The 14,559-nt window shown below is 69.1% G+C and carries 16 protein-coding genes; 8 read left to right on the top strand and 8 right to left on the bottom strand.

Annotation, left to right across the window (positions count from 1 at the left end):
• The first annotated feature begins 88 nt into the window (after positions 1 to 88).
• The gene (locus GQ56_RS0119515; RefSeq protein ID WP_031400217.1) at positions 89 to 766 is read left to right on the top strand and encodes a hypothetical protein; all 678 of its coding nucleotides are present in this window, start codon (positions 89 to 91) and stop codon (positions 764 to 766) included.
• A gap of 114 nt (positions 767 to 880) precedes the next feature.
• Here the strand turns inward: GQ56_RS0119515 and GQ56_RS0119520 are convergent, their stop codons facing one another.
• Positions 881 to 2,314 carry a nicotinate phosphoribosyltransferase gene (locus GQ56_RS0119520; RefSeq protein ID WP_031400218.1) on the bottom strand — a complete coding sequence of 478 codons (1,434 nt, stop codon included), beginning with the start codon at positions 2,312 to 2,314 and terminating at the stop codon, positions 881 to 883.
• Positions 2,315 to 2,388: 74 nt separating this feature from the next.
• Positions 2,389 to 3,429, bottom strand: a complete 1,041-nt coding sequence (locus tag GQ56_RS0119525; protein WP_031400219.1) for a bifunctional nicotinamide-nucleotide adenylyltransferase/Nudix hydroxylase — start codon at positions 3,427 to 3,429, stop codon at positions 2,389 to 2,391.
• A 179-nt stretch (positions 3,430 to 3,608) separates the two neighbouring features.
• Here GQ56_RS0119525 and GQ56_RS0119530 point away from each other — a divergent pair, with 179 nt between their 5' ends.
• The 3 genes from GQ56_RS0119530 to GQ56_RS40185 all read left to right on the top strand — a co-directional run bounded on the left by GQ56_RS0119530 (position 3,609) and on the right by GQ56_RS40185 (position 6,073).
• Positions 3,609 to 4,061, top strand: coding sequence for a type II toxin-antitoxin system RatA family toxin (locus tag GQ56_RS0119530; RefSeq protein ID WP_031400220.1), 453 nt, complete (start codon positions 3,609 to 3,611; stop codon positions 4,059 to 4,061).
• Positions 4,062 to 4,271: 210 nt separating this feature from the next.
• Positions 4,272 to 5,159 carry a DUF4261 domain-containing protein gene (locus GQ56_RS0119535; RefSeq protein WP_031400221.1) on the top strand — a complete coding sequence of 296 codons (888 nt, stop codon included), beginning with the start codon at positions 4,272 to 4,274 and terminating at the stop codon, positions 5,157 to 5,159.
• 125 nt (positions 5,160 to 5,284) lie between these two features.
• Positions 5,285 to 6,073, top strand: coding sequence for a lysozyme inhibitor LprI family protein (locus tag GQ56_RS40185; RefSeq protein ID WP_031400222.1), 789 nt, complete (start codon positions 5,285 to 5,287; stop codon positions 6,071 to 6,073).
• Here the strand turns inward: GQ56_RS40185 and GQ56_RS0119545 are convergent.
• Genes GQ56_RS0119545 through GQ56_RS0119570 form a run of 6 tightly spaced genes read right to left on the bottom strand, consistent with a single transcriptional unit; the run spans position 6,070 to position 9,972 of the window.
• Positions 6,070 to 6,450, bottom strand: coding sequence for a hypothetical protein (locus GQ56_RS0119545; RefSeq protein ID WP_031400223.1), 381 nt, complete (start codon positions 6,448 to 6,450; stop codon positions 6,070 to 6,072). The genes GQ56_RS40185 and GQ56_RS0119545 overlap by 4 nt on opposite strands.
• 26 nt (positions 6,451 to 6,476) lie before the next feature.
• Complete coding sequence (gene speD / locus GQ56_RS0119550; protein ID WP_031400224.1) at positions 6,477 to 6,860, bottom strand: adenosylmethionine decarboxylase; 384 nt, start codon at positions 6,858 to 6,860, stop codon at positions 6,477 to 6,479.
• The gene (locus tag GQ56_RS45900) at positions 6,857 to 7,006 is read right to left on the bottom strand and encodes a hypothetical protein (protein WP_160257521.1); all 150 of its coding nucleotides are present in this window, start codon (positions 7,004 to 7,006) and stop codon (positions 6,857 to 6,859) included. Before GQ56_RS45900 ends, speD begins: the two co-directional genes overlap by 4 nt.
• Positions 7,003 to 8,514 (bottom strand): DUF4178 domain-containing protein, encoded by a 1,512-nt coding sequence (locus tag GQ56_RS0119560; protein ID WP_031400225.1) that lies wholly within the window; start codon positions 8,512 to 8,514, stop codon positions 7,003 to 7,005. The genes GQ56_RS45900 and GQ56_RS0119560 overlap by 4 nt, the downstream gene beginning before the upstream one ends.
• 9 nt (positions 8,515 to 8,523) lie before the next feature.
• Entirely contained in the window at positions 8,524 to 9,558 is a 1,035-nt protein-coding gene (locus GQ56_RS0119565; protein WP_031400226.1) for an SPFH domain-containing protein, read from the bottom strand.
• A 27-nt stretch (positions 9,559 to 9,585) separates the two neighbouring features.
• The gene (locus GQ56_RS0119570) at positions 9,586 to 9,972 is read right to left on the bottom strand and encodes a DUF350 domain-containing protein (RefSeq protein ID WP_031400227.1); all 387 of its coding nucleotides are present in this window, start codon (positions 9,970 to 9,972) and stop codon (positions 9,586 to 9,588) included.
• Between the two features lie 121 nt (positions 9,973 to 10,093).
• On the opposite strand from GQ56_RS0119570, the gene GQ56_RS0119575 reads away from it, so the two are divergent.
• From GQ56_RS0119575 to GQ56_RS0119590, 4 genes are all read left to right on the top strand, one after another.
• The gene (locus tag GQ56_RS0119575; RefSeq protein ID WP_031400228.1) at positions 10,094 to 11,608 is read left to right on the top strand and encodes a polyamine aminopropyltransferase; all 1,515 of its coding nucleotides are present in this window, start codon (positions 10,094 to 10,096) and stop codon (positions 11,606 to 11,608) included.
• Entirely contained in the window at positions 11,608 to 13,227 is a 1,620-nt protein-coding gene (locus tag GQ56_RS0119580; protein WP_031400229.1) for an NAD(P)-binding protein, read from the top strand. Before GQ56_RS0119575 ends, GQ56_RS0119580 begins: the two co-directional genes overlap by 1 nt.
• A gap of 123 nt (positions 13,228 to 13,350) precedes the next feature.
• Entirely contained in the window at positions 13,351 to 14,109 is a 759-nt protein-coding gene (locus GQ56_RS0119585) for an N-acetylmuramoyl-L-alanine amidase family protein (protein WP_031400230.1), read from the top strand.
• Positions 14,110 to 14,163: 54 nt separating this feature from the next.
• The gene (locus GQ56_RS0119590; protein WP_031400231.1) at positions 14,164 to 14,553 is read left to right on the top strand and encodes a lysozyme inhibitor LprI family protein; all 390 of its coding nucleotides are present in this window, start codon (positions 14,164 to 14,166) and stop codon (positions 14,551 to 14,553) included.
• Positions 14,554 to 14,559 lie beyond the last annotated feature (6 nt).

Here is a 14,559-nt window from a genome sequence, read left to right on the forward strand (position 1 = left end):
CTGTCGCGCTGCGGGCCCGCACCCTGGACGTGCGGGCCGAAACCACCCATCGCACGATGCCGCCTGCCCGCATCGGAAGGTACGAACAATGCCGCTGAATCCCGTCAAGACACTCCTGCTGCTGGCCGCCCTGATCCCGGCCTCGCACGCGATCGCCGAGAACGTCATCGAATACCCGGACCACAACGAATATGTCGAGGAGGCACGAGGGCCCACCTTCCTCGGCCATGACGGCAAGACGTTGCTGATGAGCACTTATTCGCATACCTACACGTTTCGAAGCACGAACAGCGTGACCCCCGACCTGCGGGCGATCGGCAATCCGGACATGGCCTGGCGGCCCTACGTTTCCGACATCCAGGCCGATGCAACCGCAACCTCGTTCAGCACCCACCTGGTGATCTGCTTCGGACACCTCGATCCCGGGCTTTCATCGAACGAACGGCAGGCGTTGCACGGCGCGGGGTTTTCGGCCGCCTCCGGCGACGACATCCTGTGCAAGAACGTGCCGATGACCGGCACGAGAGAAGCGCCGCTGGACGACGCCGCGCTCGATGCGCGCGCGAAGCGGGACGGCATGGATCCCTTCTCGATCGGCCAGACCACCACCAGCAACGTGATCGTCCGGGTTCCGGACACCGCGACCGGAAAGGCGGTCAAGACGATGAAAGCGCCGTTCAACCGGGCAGGCGAATCCATCGGGCATGCGATTGCGCCGTTCGGGCTGATGTTCTGCAAGGGCAGTTGCGGCCTGCCGGGCGGCTGATCGACGCGACGGCGTCCGGCGCGCGCCGCTCGCGCGAATCGCGCGCGGCGTCGCGACCGAACGCCCGCCTCGCCGGAGCACGGCGCCTGCCGCCGCGCCGCGCCCGGCGGCGGATCACCGCTCCCCGGCGTGCGCCCTCGCCCGCACGTCCGCGAACGACGTATCGACGAGCAGGCGCCCCGTATCGAACACCGTTTCGAGCGCCTCGTCCCACTCGCCCTCGACCATCCGGTCGTCCCACGCAACCGGCAGCGTCACGGTCCGATACTCGCCGGTGCGGCGATTGCGCAGCAACGTGAGCCGCCCCTTCTTCGACCGCTTGCCCTGATCGGTGACCGGGTCCTTGCGGACGTCGTGCCACACGCCGCCGCGCCGGATCGCCGAGCACTTCATCGCGAAGCGCTGCGTATCGCGATTCACCTGCTGCAGCAGCGCGCCGCCCATCCCGAACACGACGTTGCCGGCCGCATAGCCCGCGTCGTCGAGCGCGGACAGGATCGCCTCGATCGACAGCTCGTCGACGCCGTCGCCCTGGATCACGCGCACGCGATTCAGCACGCGCCGCCCCTTGCCGTTCACGGTCGAGCCGAACGACGCGTCGAGCGCGCGCACGGTCTGCAGCACGATCGTCACCGGGTCGCCCGAATCGGGGCGCACGACCAGCGTCGCGCCCGAATCGAGCACGGCCTGCCGCAGCTCGCCGCCCCACAGGTCGAGCGCCGCGAACAGATCGTAGGAGTCCGACACGACCGACACGATCGCGCCCGGCAAACCGAAGCGGCGGATCATGTTCCGGTACGCATCGGCCTCGCCCTCGCGCCCCCACGACGTGATCGTGCTGTGCTCGGCCGCCGGCACCGAGTACGCGGCCATCGGCTCGCGATAGAAGCGGTTCGCGGCCAGTACGCCGAGCACCGTGTCCGAACCCATGAAGCTCACCAGGTGCGCCGCGCCGCCGATCGCGGCCGATTCCGCGCTCGACACGCCGCGCGCGCCGAAGTCGTGCAGCTTGAACGGCAGTTGCGCGAGATCGTCGTCGGTCCGCTCGAGAAAGCGGCGGATCGTCTGGCGCAGGTGCCAGCTGCGCGTCGCGACCGTCACCGGATACCACACGCGCAGCAGCATCGTCTCGAGATACGACGCGAGCCAGAACACCTGCGGATCGTCGCACTCGACCGTCATCAGCACGTTGTGCACCGGCACGACCGCCCCCTCGGGCACCGCGCGGATCTTCACCGGCAGACGGCCGTCGTAGCGCTCGACGATGTAGCGCCAGCCGGCCTCGTTGAACGGCTCGCCGTGCACCGTGAAGAAATCGCGCGCGTCGTCGACCATCGCGTGCGTGACCGGCGTGTTCAGATACGTCTTCAGCAGCATCTGCAGGCCGAAGAACAGCGTGCGGTCGTAGCGGCCGCCACGCGATTCGACGTACGAGAACATCGCCGATGCGTCGGGCGGATATTGCAGGAAGTGGGAAGCCTTGTACGAATCCGTGTTGAGGATCGGATTGGCGAGTACCGCGGCAAAACTGCCGGAATCGTGTTGCATGGCTAGAGCTCCTCTAGGCCGTTGGAATGCCGCCGCGTCTGTCGCGGCGGACCGGAATGCGGGGAATCAGCGGATTACAGCTTCCCCAGGAAGTGATATGCGATGTCGAAGTGATCCTCGAACATCACGTTGCGCATCTGCGCGAATTCGTTCAGCGGCACCCAGCGCGCCTTGTCCGCGTCGTCGCTGCCCTTCACGCGCGGCAGCTCGCCGGTCGGGAAGTTGAACAGGCACGCATGCGTGATCGTGCGGCCGCGCAGCGAGCGCGTCGGGTGATCGAACACCTGGCGATCCTTGATCGACCCGCGCAGCACGGGCTCCGGCAGCTTCAGGCCGGTTTCCTCGCGCAGCTCGCGAATGCAGGCCGCGTCGAGCCGCTCGTCCTGGTTCACGAACCCGCCCGGCAGCGCCCACAGGCCGCGGCCCGGTTCGCTGCGGCGGCGCACGAGCAGGATGTGCCCCGAGTGCACGACCACGGCGTCGACCGTCACGAAGGTGACGGGATACGGTGCGGCCGCCCATGCCTTGCGATACGCGGCGATGAACTCGGCTTCCGACTTCAGCTGCGCGAATTCCGGCTGCGTGCGGAAGCGCTCGAGCCAGCCGTATACCGGCTCCGGCACGGCCCACTGCACGAAGCTGTTCGAACGCTCGGCGAAATACTGGTCGCGGATCTCGGTGGCGGAAATGTCTTCCGTCGCGTCGACATCGACGAATTCCCATTGCGGGAACATCCGCAGGTAATACGAGGTGGCGTCCTTCTCGTGGCCGATCATCCCGACCTTGCGCTGCGCAACGTCGCCGAGCGCGGACGCGACGGCATCCTGCACCCAGCGCACCCAGTCGCCGTCGTTGTAGGTCGAATCCTGCAACGGCGCGATCGTCACGCGGCCGCGTTCGGGCGCGTCGAGCAGCGAAGCCAGCATCTGGCGGCGCTCGTCGAACGAGAACGGATCCTTGACGGTGCGGGGCTTGTCGGTCGAGCCGATCAGCACGCACACGCGCTCGGCCCGGCTCAGTGCCGACTTCAGCACGTTCAGGTGACCACGATGCGGAGGCTGGAAACGACCAATGAAAACGAGCGCGTCGAAGCGCCGGTTCTGTTGCGTACTCATGAGGCTCCCTCAAGAGATGGAAACGCTTCGGGTCTTTCCCGAAGGATTGACGAGAATCCTAGGGGAAATCCCGGAGGGCGTCAACCGGGCCCGCGCCCGACTTGACCAAGTCTGACGAAATGCACGGCCCGCGCGGGTTACACTCGACGGCATCCCAATCCGCGCATGCGCCCGCCATCATGAGGATCTCAGTCAGCCGGACCGTCGGCGTCGATCGCAGGCGCCTCTTCACGTGGTCGCAGGACTACGCGCGGCGGCTCGTGTGGGACAGCTTCCTCGCCGACGCCTACCTGCTCGACGGGATGACGGCCGATGTCGGCGTCGATGCGTTCTGCCGCAGCCAGTCGGGCGCGACGATGGTGTCGCGCTACATCTCGTACCGTCCGCCGCAAGTCGCCGCCGTCGAAATGGTCGACGGGCCGAAAGTGCTCGAACGCTTCAGCGGCAGCTGGAACTTCACCGAGCACACGCCGGGCACGACCGAGGTGAAGTTCACATACAACTTCCGCGTGCAGCCGGCGTGGCTGCGCTGGCTGCTCGAACCGCTGATCGGCGCGTTCTATCTCGTGCAGACGCGCCGGCGTCTCGACTCGTTCAAGCGCTGGGCCGAAACCGAAGCCCTGCCGCGCTGACCGGCTCTACCGCGAGGCATGCGCCCGCGTGCCGACGCCGCTGCACGAATGCGGCCCGAATGCCGCCCGAACGCACCGTCGGGCGCGCGCCGCGCATTTGCCAGATTCGCCGAACCCGTGGAAACTAGCGGCGGCCGTCACCCCGACGGCCGGCCCCGACCGAGAGAACGGGGCACGCCCCCTGACCGGCTTCGACACCAACACGATCCCATGAGCCTGATTTCCCGATTCTTCGGCCGCAAGGAAGAACCCGACAACACCGCCGCGCTGGTCGCGGCATCCGACATCGAACACCCGCTGAGCGTGACGGTCGTCTTCGACGGCCCGCTGCAGGTCGATATCGCATCGCTGACCGCCGCGCTGCGCGCCTACCATCCGAGCATGAAGCAGGCGCGCGTCGAAACCGAGCCGACGCTGGAGCAGGTATTCGGCCTCGCCGGCTGGGGCAACCACGTCGTCCGGCTGGTCGGCTTCGATGCGCCCTATCCGGCCGAAGCGCTCGAGGCGTGCGTCGCGCCCGCCCACTACGGGCAGGACCTGAAGCAGCAGGTGCGCGCGAGCCGCAGCCACGTGATCCTCTACTACGCCGGCCACGAAGCGAACCCGCTCGACCAGTACGTCGCGCTGGCGGCGGTGGCCGGCGCGCTCGCCGAACAGAACGGCCTCGCGGTGCTGAACGAGCACGCGCATACGTCGCTGCCGGCCGGCATCTTCAATGCGAAGGAGCTCGGCGAGGAAAGCCTCGAAGTGCTGCGCGCGATCCCGCTGAACCTGTTCTTCTGCGGCTTCGTGAAGTACGACGTGGAAGGCGTCGAGGGCGTGTGGATGCGCACCTACGGCGCCGACGTGTTCGGCCTGCCCGATTTCGCCGCGCTCGCGCAGGGCCATCACGAAGGCGAACGCTATTCGGGCATCTTCAACAACGTGATGCACTACCTGCTGGAAAGCGGCGCCCGCATGCATGCGGGCGAAACGATGCAGATCGGCGCGGAAACGTTCATGAGGCTGCGGGAACCGCTCGAGCACGAGTACTACCTGCAGGGGCCCGCGCCGGTGCTGGTGGCCGAGCTGATCTCGGCGGACGAGATCAATCGCTGATCGCGCCCGGCCGCGCCGCATCGCCCCGGTGCGCGACGCGGCCTGCACCACGTGAGCCGCGTGCGCCGCGGCATCGCATTGCGGCCGCGCGACGGCCGCCGTTCGAACCCGATGAGGAGCCGCCGATGTTCGGCATTCGCCTTTGTCTCGTGCTGGCCGCGCTCGGCCTGGCGTTGCCGGCCCACGCCGGCGGCATCGATTGCACGCGCGCCAGGACGCGCACCGAGCACCTGATCTGCGCCGACAAGGCGCTCGTATCGGCCGACAACGCGCTGTCGGGCGCCTACGACGACACGCTCGCCCTCGCCGCCGATCCGCCGGCCGTGATCCGGTCGCAACGCGCATGGCTCGCACGGCGCGACGCGTGCGCCGACGCCGCATGCATCTCGACCGCCTACCGCGACCGCACCGCGGCGCTGAAGCAGGTGAAGCACGCCGGCTGGAACACCTACCGCGATCCGGCGCTCGGCATCTCGTTCGAATATCTCGCGAACCGGCAGGTGAAGAAGCCGTGCCCCGTGCTAGGCGGCGACCGCTGCGTGGCGATCGTCGGCCGCAACATGAACGGCAGCGACTACCTCATCGCGTTCGAGATCGTCGACGGCGCGCTGGAGCCGGTCGCGGAGCAGAAGGCCGGCTTCGAACGGCAGGACGACGGCTCCTGGACGACCACCAACGGCCCCGGCATCCCGCAGACGGTCGAGCGCTTCGCCGGCAGCGGCTGGCGCGGCATGCGCGCGACGATCACGTGCGGCATCAGCGACCCGGACTCCGGCTTTCACGCCGCCGGCGGCGATTGCTACTGGGCCGTGCTGAGCAACGGCAGGCGGGCAGCCGTCGTGAATACGGAGGGCGTCATCGGCACCGACGACGCCACGATGCACAGCGTGTCGACGTTCCGGTTCGACCGCTAGCGGGAACGTCGCAGCGGGAAGGTTTCCGCGCCGGACGAACGGCGCAGCGTGACCTCCATGCCGGTCAGCCATCCTGACGATTTCAGGATCGGGCGCGCCACCGCGTACAGCCGGTCGGCGCTCGCGCCGTACAGGTACAGATAGCCGTCGTTGCCGTCGCGATGCAGCTCGGTCTCGCCCAGCTCACCGGCGCCCGCCTGCTTCACCGCCCGATCCAGCCGGCGTTCCAGCGCATGAAGGCGCGCATCGTCCTTCTCGTCGTAATCGAAGTGGACCGTCACGACCGGCCCCGGCGGCTTCGGCGGCACGTCGGCGGCAGCATTGCCGGCCAGCAGCGCGAAGCCGAGCAACGCGGTGAATCGTATTCTGTTGTGCATATCGGTAGGGGAAGTGAAATGCGCGCTCACGCCGGCGCGCCGCCGCGCTCGACCTGCTGCCGGACCTGCGCCCGCGCGCCGAGCGCGGCGGCGATCGCGTCGACCGCATCGGCCGCGCGGGCCGCGCCGCACATGAATGCGTCGACGGCCGCGAAGCGATGCTCGGGCCACGTATGGATCGTGATGTGCGACTCGGCAAGCAGCACGACACCCGTCACGCCGTGCTCGCCGCCGAAATGATGAAAATGCGCGCCGATCACGCGCGCGCCGGCCCGTTGCGCCGCGTCGGCGAGGATCGCCTCGAGCCGCGCGGCATCGCGCAGCAGCGCCGCGTCGACGCCGGGCAGGTCGGCCAGCACGTGCGAGCCGAGCGCCGCGCGCGGCGGCGCGATCCCGTCGCGCGCGGTCATTTGTGCGACCCGTACGACGAGTAGCCGCTGCGGGCCGATGAACTGCCCCAGCCGCTGCCGCCCGATCCGCTGCCGCCGATCGACGCGCAGCTGAACAGGGTGACGACGATCAGCCCGTAGATGCCGTAGAGGACGTAGCGGATCACCTGCTCCCTCCGTCCGACGCAAAGCCCTTCCACAGCCATTCAGGCAGCCACAGCACCAGCAGGCCGATCAGCACGAAGACGGAGCGGCCGCTGAACGAGAACAGCGCGCCCATGTTCAGGATCACGAGCAACGCGCTGAACACGAGCGGCAGCGGCGCGAAACTGTGCGGGCCCTTCCGGCCGAACAGGCCCGTCGACGCGGCGGCGCCGGTCGCCGCCGCGGCCGTCGCGAGCGCCGGCGTGCCGAAGCGTTCGGCGAGCGTGCCGGCCGACAGCGGCCGTGCGCGCGACCAGACGATCTCCGCGTCGCTGCGCTCGCGCGTCAGCTTGTCCTTCTGCCAGCCGTAGTCGACGATCTGCGTGCGATCGCCGACCTGCACGCGCCAGTTGAACGCGCCGACCACGTACACGACCTCCGAGTCGTATGCCTCGCGCTGCCGGTAGGTCTTGCCGCCGTCGGTCACGTCGGCCTCGCCGCCGATCGTCGGCCATGCGTCGAGCACCTGCACGCGCTCCCAGCGCCCTTCGCTCTGCACGAGCCACAGTAAGCCGCGCTTCGGGTTCAGCAACAGGTATTCGTCCCACGTCTCGGCATCGCCCGGCACGCGGCAGCGCATCATGCCGATCACCGTGTACTTCACGCCGTCGAACGCGCCGGTCGCACCGAGCGCCAGCGCGCCCTTCACCGCATCGAGCCTGCGCTGCGCGGCGAACACCGTCTGCTGTTCGGCCGTGCACTGCACGCCCGCATGGCAACTGCCGCACACGACGTAGTCGGCCAGGTTCGGCGCATACGACAGCGGCGCACCGCAGCTCGGGCATGCGAACGGCACCATCTCCGCGCCGCGCTTCTCGCGCGTATCGGCGTCGGTATCGCGCAGCCCCGTGAAGGCGAGCGCGTCGAAAGCCAGCGCCTCGCCCGAATAGACGACCGGGCTCCCGCCGTTCGCGTCCGCGTCGGAATAGTCGTAGGTCGCAAATGCGCTGCCGGTCCGCAGATCGACGACCCGCGCCTCCCAGCCGGCATCGACGCGGAACGGCAGTTCGCCGTCGCCGCCCGTGCAGCGTGCGGTGCGGACGTCGGACACGAGAAACGCGCGGCCGCCGTGGTCGATCCGCATGCCCGGCTCCAGCGTGCCGAACGCCGGCCACGCGCCGCCGGACGTGTCGTCCGGCTCGCGCACCGTGACCGCGTACTGGCCCGACGCATCCGACAGCCAGCCGAACGCGCCGTCGTCGAACACGACATACCACTCGCTCCACGCGCCGGCGTCGTAGGTCATCTGGATGCGCCCGAGCACCGTGAACGTACGCTTGCCGTAACGCCCGGCCGTGCCGATCTGGATCGGCGACGCATCGTCGAGCACTGCGGCCAGCTCGCCGATCCGCTCGACGTCGGTGCCGCGCTTGAGCAGCGTGCTGCGGCAGAACGCACAGACGGCCATCACGGCCGCCGCCGAGCGGAACTCGACCTGCGCGCCGCACTGGGGACACGAAGTACTGAACATGCGCGACGCTTACCGGGTGAGCTTGGCGAGGATCTCGGCCTTCGCGCGCGAATATTCGTCTTCGGTCACGAGCCCCTTGTCGAACAGCGCCTTCAACTGCTCGAGCCGCTGCACGTAGTCGGTGCCGTCGGCCGGCGCGGCGGGCTGCGCGGCGGGCGCGGGCTGGGCCGCCGGCGCCGGTTGCGCGGCGCCCGCGATCTGGCCGGCCATCGCCTGCCCGATCGCCGCGCCCGCGGCGAGCCCCGCGCCGACGCCCGCGAGGCCGCCCGGATTCTGCGCGGCGAGCGGAATCGCCTGCGCGGTCTGGTACTGCGTGGCCCGTGCAAGATCGCCGGCCATCCCCGCGCCGATCCGCAGGTCGAGCGCCTTCTGCAGCTCCGCCGGCAGCGACACGCTCTCGACCGCGAACGCGTCGAGCGCGAGGCCGTAGCGCGTGAACACCGGCGCCAGCGCCTCGGCGATGCGCTGCGACAGCAGCGACTGGTTCGCGGCCATGTCGACGAACGGCACGTCGGACGAGCCGAACGTCGTGCTCATCGCGGTGACGACCAGGTTGCGCAGTTGCTGTTCGAGATCGTCGACCGTGTACTGCGCGCGCGTGCCGCTGACCTCGCGATGAAACGCGCCCGCGTCGACGATCCGGTACGAGTAGATGCCGAACGCGCGCAGCTGCACGATGCCGAACTCGCGGTCGCGGATCGTCACCGGCTGCGCGGTGCCCCAGCGCCGGCCGAGCTGCAGCCGCGTGCTGAAGAAATAGACGTCCGACTTGAAAGGCGACTGAAAGAGTTTGTCCCAGTTCTTCAGGTAGGTGAGCACCGGCAGCGTCTGCGTTTCCAGCGTGAACAGCCCCGGCTGGAAGATGTCGGCGACCTTGCCCTCGTTGACGAAGATCGCGACCTGCGTCTCGCGCACGGTCAGCTTGGCGCCGTAGCGGATTTCCTGGTCTTCCATCGGATAGCGCCAGGCCAGCACGCCGTCGGTGTCTTCCGTCCATTGCAGGACGTCGACGAACTGCTTGCGGATAAACGATCCCAGACTCATGTCGGTCTCCTCGAAGCGCGTGGCGCGTCAGGTCAGGCAGGCGGCATTGATGATGCCGACGACAAGCGACGCGGTGCCCATCAGGCCGCCCATCGCCACGTTGCGATCCTCGATCGCGTGATTCATGCCCGGCATCAGGCGGGTCAGCGCCGCATACGTGATCAGCTGCACGGCCATCGCGCCGACGGCCCAGATCACGACCTCGCCGAGCGTCGAGTTGTGCGCGATGCTGGACGCGAGCGTCAGGCAGAAGCCGATCAGCGCGCCGCCGAACGACAGCGTCGCGGCCGTGTTGCCGTCGCGGATCAGCGCCAGCTCGTCGAACGGCGTGACCTTCAGGTACACTGCCGCGAACACGAGAAGCAGCACGAACGCCGACAGTAAATGAACCGCATAAAGATAGGCACTATTCATTCTTTCCCTCGGGTTTTTTGCTCGGTTCGCCGCCCCGCCGCCGGCCGGCCCGCACCGGGCCCACGGACAAAATTCCGCGCCAGTATATCCACATTGCCGAGCACCGCACAACGGACCCGCCATGCTGCATAGGCGCGCGCTCGTCCTGTCGATTCTCGTGCTCGCGTCGTGCGGGCTCGGCTACGAACTGATCAGCAGCGCGCTGTCGAGCTACCTGCTCGGCGATTCGATCCTGCAGTTCTCGTCGGTGATCGGCTGCTACCTGTTCGCGATGGGGATCGGCTCGTGGCTCGCGAAGTTCGTCGAGGACGACGACGTGCTCGACCGCTTCGTCGACATCGAGCTGCTCGTCGGGCTGCTCGGCGGCGTATCGGCCGCGCTGCTGTTCGCGGTGTTCGCGTGGCTCGCCGCGCCGTTCCGCGCGGCGCTCTATGCGCTCGTGCTGGCGCTCGGCATGCTGATCGGGATGGAGATCCCGCTCGTGATGCGCGCGTTCCAGCAGCGGCGCCAGGCCTTCCGCCACACCGTCAGCGAAGTGCTGACCTTCGACTATCTCGGCTCGCTCGCCGTGTCGCTGATCTTCCCGCTGGTGCTCGCGCCGCGGCTCGGCCTGCTGCGCACCAGCTTCCTGTTCGGCCTCCTGAACGCCTTTGTCGCCCTGTGGACGACCCACCTGTTCCGCGACGAGATCCGCAACGTGCGCGGCAAGCTGATGCGCGCGTCGCTCGTGATCGGGCTGCTGGTCGCCGGCTTCGCGCTCTCCGACCGCATCACGCACTGGGCCGAGCACGGCGTGTACGGCGACGAGACGATCTATTCCGAAACGACGCCGTACCAGCGCATCGTGCTCACGCAGTGGCACGACGACATGCGGCTGTACCTGAACGGCAACCTGCAGTTCTCGACGCGCGACGAGCACCGCTACCACGAGGCGCTGATCCATCCGACGATCGAGGCGCTGCCGTGGGCGCGGCGCGTGCTCGTGCTCGGCGGCGGCGACGGTCTCGCGGTGCGCGAGCTGCTCAAGCACCGCAACCTCGAGCAGATCACGCTCGTCGATCTCGATCCCGCGATGACGAAGCTGTTCTCGACGTCCGCGCCGCTCGTCAGGCTGAACCAGGGCTCGCTGAAGGACCCGCGCGTGCACGTGATCAACGACGACGCGGTGCGCTGGCTCGAATCGAACGCCGACGTGTACGACGCGATCGTCGTCGACTTCCCCGATCCGACCAACTTCGGGCTCGGCCGGCTGTATTCGGTACCCGTGTTCCGGCTGCTCGCACGCCACCTGTCGGAGAACGGCTATGCGGTGATCCAGTCGACGTCGCCGTATTTCGCGCCGCACGCGTACTGGACCATCATTGCGACGCTGCACGAAGCCGGGCTCAACACCTGGCCGTACCACTGCTACGTGCCGTCGTTCGGCGACTGGGGCTTCGTGATCGCCGGCAAGCGCCGCGATTTCACGATCCCGACGCACTACTCGGTGCCGACGCGCTGGCTCGACGCGCAGACGGCCGTCGAGATGTTCCACTTCCCGGCCGACATGCCGGCGCTGCCGATGTCGCCGAACGAACTCAACGACCAGCCGCTCGTGCGCCGTTTCGACGACGACTGGAAACACGTGCTGCGCTGATGGACCGCCGCACCTTCCTGGTCGCATCGGCGGCCGCGTCGCTCGCCGCGTGCGGGCGCACCGGCTGGATCGAAACGACGCCGCGCGTCGACTACCCCGGCATGCGGGAAGGCCACGCGCTGCGCGACCATGCCGCGCTGCCGCCGCCGTCCGGCACGCTCGAGACGGATGTCGCGATCCTCGGCGCGGGAGCGGCCGGGCTGTCGTGCGCCTGGCAGCTCGCGCGCGCGGGCCACACGCGCTTCACCGTGCTCGCGGGCCCCGAATTCGGCGGCAATGCGGCCGGCGGCCGCTTCGGCGATCTCGGCTATCCGAAAGGCGCGCACTACCTGCCGCTGCCGTCGCTCGAATCCGCGCATCTGCGCGACATGCTCGCCGATCTCGGCGTGATCGAATCGGCCCCGTTCTCCGCGCGCCCCGTGTTCGACGAGCGCGTGCTCGTCCATGCGCCCGACGAACGGCTCTTCATCGCCGGGCAGTGGCAGGACGGCATCGTGCCGACGGCCGGCCTCGGGGCCGACGCGCTCGCGCAGCAGGCGCGCTTCTTCGCGTACACGGACGGGCTGCGCACCGCGCGCGGCGCGGACGGCCGCAAGGTGTTCTGCATCCCGATCGCGGAATCGTCGCGCGACCCGCGCTGGCGCGCGCTCGACCGGCGCTCGTTCCGGCAGTGGCTGCTCGACGAGGGCTACACCGCGCAGGCGCTGCACTGGTATCTGAACTACTGCTGCCGCGACGACTACGGCGCCGGCTACGAGCGCGTGTCGGCCTGGGCCGGCCTGCACTATTTCTCGTCGCGCGGCGGCCACGCGGGCGACGCGGGCGACGGCGCGGTGCTCACCTGGCCCGACGGGCTGCACACGATGGTGACGAAGCTGTGCGATTCGATCGGCGCGCGCACCGGCTCGAACGCGTGGTCGCGCGACGGCTTCGCGGTGCGCGCCACCGAACGCGCGGGCGGCGTCGACGTACTGTGCGCGCGCCTCGGCGACGACGGCGCGCTGTCGACGTTCACGCTGAAGGCGCGGCGCGTCGTCTGCGCGATGCCGCTGTTCGTCGCGGCGCGCGTGTTTCCGCAGCTTTCCGCCTACGGCTTCGATCCCGCGCGCGACCTGCCGCCGCGCGCGCCATGGCTCGTGTCGAACTTCCTGCTCGACGGCATGCCGGCCGAGGAGGCCGGCGTGCCGCTCGCGTGGGACAACGTCGTCTACGACGGCGCGGGGCTCGGCTACGTCGTCTCGACCCACCAGTTGATCCGGATGTCGCCGCCGACGCGCTCGGTGTTCTCCGCCTACCAGGCGCTGAGCACCCGCTCGCCCGACGACACGCGGCGCTGGCTCGCGCAGGCGAAGCCCGACGCGCTGCGCGAGCAGGCGGCGATCGACCTGCAGGCCGTCTACGGGCGCGAACTGTGGAAGCATGCGACGGCGCTCGAGATCACCGTGCGCGGCCACGCGATGGCGACGCCCGACGTCGGCTTCCTGAGCCGGCCGGGGCTGCTCGCGCTGCGCGACGCCGACGGCCCGGTCGTGTTCGCGCATGCGGACCTGTCCGGGTTGTCGCTGTTCGAGGAAGCGTCGTACTGGGGCATGCTCGCGGCCCGGCGCGTGCTGGCCTGACGGTCGACATCCGTCATGGCGGCGACGCCGCCACCCGCTATAATCGCGCGACATTCCGACTGCATCGAGCAGGCCGACGGAGCCGCACCGCCAGACGCGCCGTAGCCCTCCTCGACAACAACAATGACGAACCGAACCTTCCGACGCCTTCGCCCGTTCGCGCGCGCCGCCGTGCGCGCGCTCGCATGCGCCCCGCTGCTCGGCGCCCCGCCGGCGCTGCATGCGGCCGACGTCGCCGCCGACGCCGCGCCCGCCTCCGGGCGCTACATCGTCGTCGACACCGGCCATACGCCGGCTCACCCGGGCTCCACCGGCGCGAGCGGCCGCGTCGAATACCTGTACAACCTCGACCTGTCCGCGGCGGTCGCCGAACGGCTCGCCGCGCACGGCGACCGCGTGCTGCGCACGTCGGCCGACGGCCGCGAGATCGCGCTCGACCAGCGTTCGACGCAGGCGCCCGACGCGAACCTGTTCGTCTCGATCCATCACGACTCGATGCAGCAGCAGTTCATCGACGCGGGCCGGCAGCGCGAATTCCGCGGCTTCGCGGTGTTCGTGTCGCAGCGCAATCCGCACTATGCGGAAAGCCTGCGTTGCGCGAAGGCGATCGCCGAGCGGCTGGTCGCGGCCGGCGAACGGCCGTCGCTGTATCACGCGCAGCCGATCCGCGGCGAGAACCGCCCGCTGCTCGACCCGCAACTCGGCATCCACCGCTTCGACGATCTCGTCGTGCTGCGCACCGCGCCGATTCCGGCCGTGCTCGTCGAGGCGGGCGTGATCGTCAATCCGGACGAGGAAGCGCGGCTTGCGCGACGCGAGACGATTCAGCGCCTGTCCGCCGCGATCGCGGGCGGCATCGACGCGTGCACGACGCCGCAATAAGCGGCGGTACCGCCCTTCGGGCCCATCGGTTTTCACCCAGTCAGGAGCATCGTCATGAAAAACAAGAACCTGTTCGCATCCTGCGCGCTGCTCGCGCTCGCCATGCCGTTCGCCGCGCAGGCGGCCGGCTGTGCAAAACCGCACAGCGCGTTCGACCAGGTGTACTGCACCAGCAACCAGTTCTCGCAGTCCGACCGCGATCTGAACGACGAGTACGGCCGCCTGCGCAAGCAACTGAGCGGCGACCAGCAGGCCACGCTGAAGGCCGGCCAGCTCGCGTGGCTGAAGCAACGCGATGCGCAATGCAGCGAGACGCGCAACACCAGCTACCTCGTGGACATCCAGTGCGCGACCGACATGACGCAGTCGCGGCTGTCGTTCCTGCGCGAGCGCGAGCGGGAATGCTCGAGCACCGGGTGCGTGGCGTCGAAGCTCGGCGAGTAAGGCAGC

The organism is Burkholderia paludis (genome assembly GCF_000732615.1).
GTDB lineage: Bacteria > Pseudomonadota > Gammaproteobacteria > Burkholderiales > Burkholderiaceae > Burkholderia > Burkholderia paludis.

What these genes read in the sequence shown, in the direction of transcription:
- GQ56_RS0119515 (WP_031400217.1), top strand. Translation starts at nt 89, where the DNA reads ATGCCGCTGAATCCCGTCAAGACACTCCTGCTGCTGGCCGCCCTGATC.
- GQ56_RS0119520 (WP_031400218.1), bottom strand. Translation starts at nt 2,314, where the DNA reads ATGCAACACGATTCCGGCAGTTTTGCCGCGGTACTCGCCAATCCGATC.
- GQ56_RS0119525 (WP_031400219.1), bottom strand. Translation starts at nt 3,429, where the DNA reads ATGAGTACGCAACAGAACCGGCGCTTCGACGCGCTCGTTTTCATTGGT.
- GQ56_RS0119530 (WP_031400220.1), top strand. Translation starts at nt 3,609, where the DNA reads ATGAGGATCTCAGTCAGCCGGACCGTCGGCGTCGATCGCAGGCGCCTC.
- GQ56_RS0119535 (WP_031400221.1), top strand. Translation starts at nt 4,272, where the DNA reads ATGAGCCTGATTTCCCGATTCTTCGGCCGCAAGGAAGAACCCGACAAC.
- GQ56_RS40185 (WP_031400222.1), top strand. Translation starts at nt 5,285, where the DNA reads ATGTTCGGCATTCGCCTTTGTCTCGTGCTGGCCGCGCTCGGCCTGGCG.
- GQ56_RS0119545 (WP_031400223.1), bottom strand. Translation starts at nt 6,450, where the DNA reads ATGCACAACAGAATACGATTCACCGCGTTGCTCGGCTTCGCGCTGCTG.
- speD (WP_031400224.1), bottom strand. Translation starts at nt 6,860, where the DNA reads ATGACCGCGCGCGACGGGATCGCGCCGCCGCGCGCGGCGCTCGGCTCG.
- GQ56_RS0119560 (WP_031400225.1), bottom strand. Translation starts at nt 8,514, where the DNA reads ATGTTCAGTACTTCGTGTCCCCAGTGCGGCGCGCAGGTCGAGTTCCGC.
- GQ56_RS0119565 (WP_031400226.1), bottom strand. Translation starts at nt 9,558, where the DNA reads ATGAGTCTGGGATCGTTTATCCGCAAGCAGTTCGTCGACGTCCTGCAA.
- GQ56_RS0119570 (WP_031400227.1), bottom strand. Translation starts at nt 9,972, where the DNA reads ATGAATAGTGCCTATCTTTATGCGGTTCATTTACTGTCGGCGTTCGTG.
- GQ56_RS0119575 (WP_031400228.1), top strand. Translation starts at nt 10,094, where the DNA reads ATGCTGCATAGGCGCGCGCTCGTCCTGTCGATTCTCGTGCTCGCGTCG.
- GQ56_RS0119580 (WP_031400229.1), top strand. Translation starts at nt 11,608, where the DNA reads ATGGACCGCCGCACCTTCCTGGTCGCATCGGCGGCCGCGTCGCTCGCC.
- GQ56_RS0119585 (WP_031400230.1), top strand. Translation starts at nt 13,351, where the DNA reads ATGACGAACCGAACCTTCCGACGCCTTCGCCCGTTCGCGCGCGCCGCC.
- GQ56_RS0119590 (WP_031400231.1), top strand. Translation starts at nt 14,164, where the DNA reads ATGAAAAACAAGAACCTGTTCGCATCCTGCGCGCTGCTCGCGCTCGCC.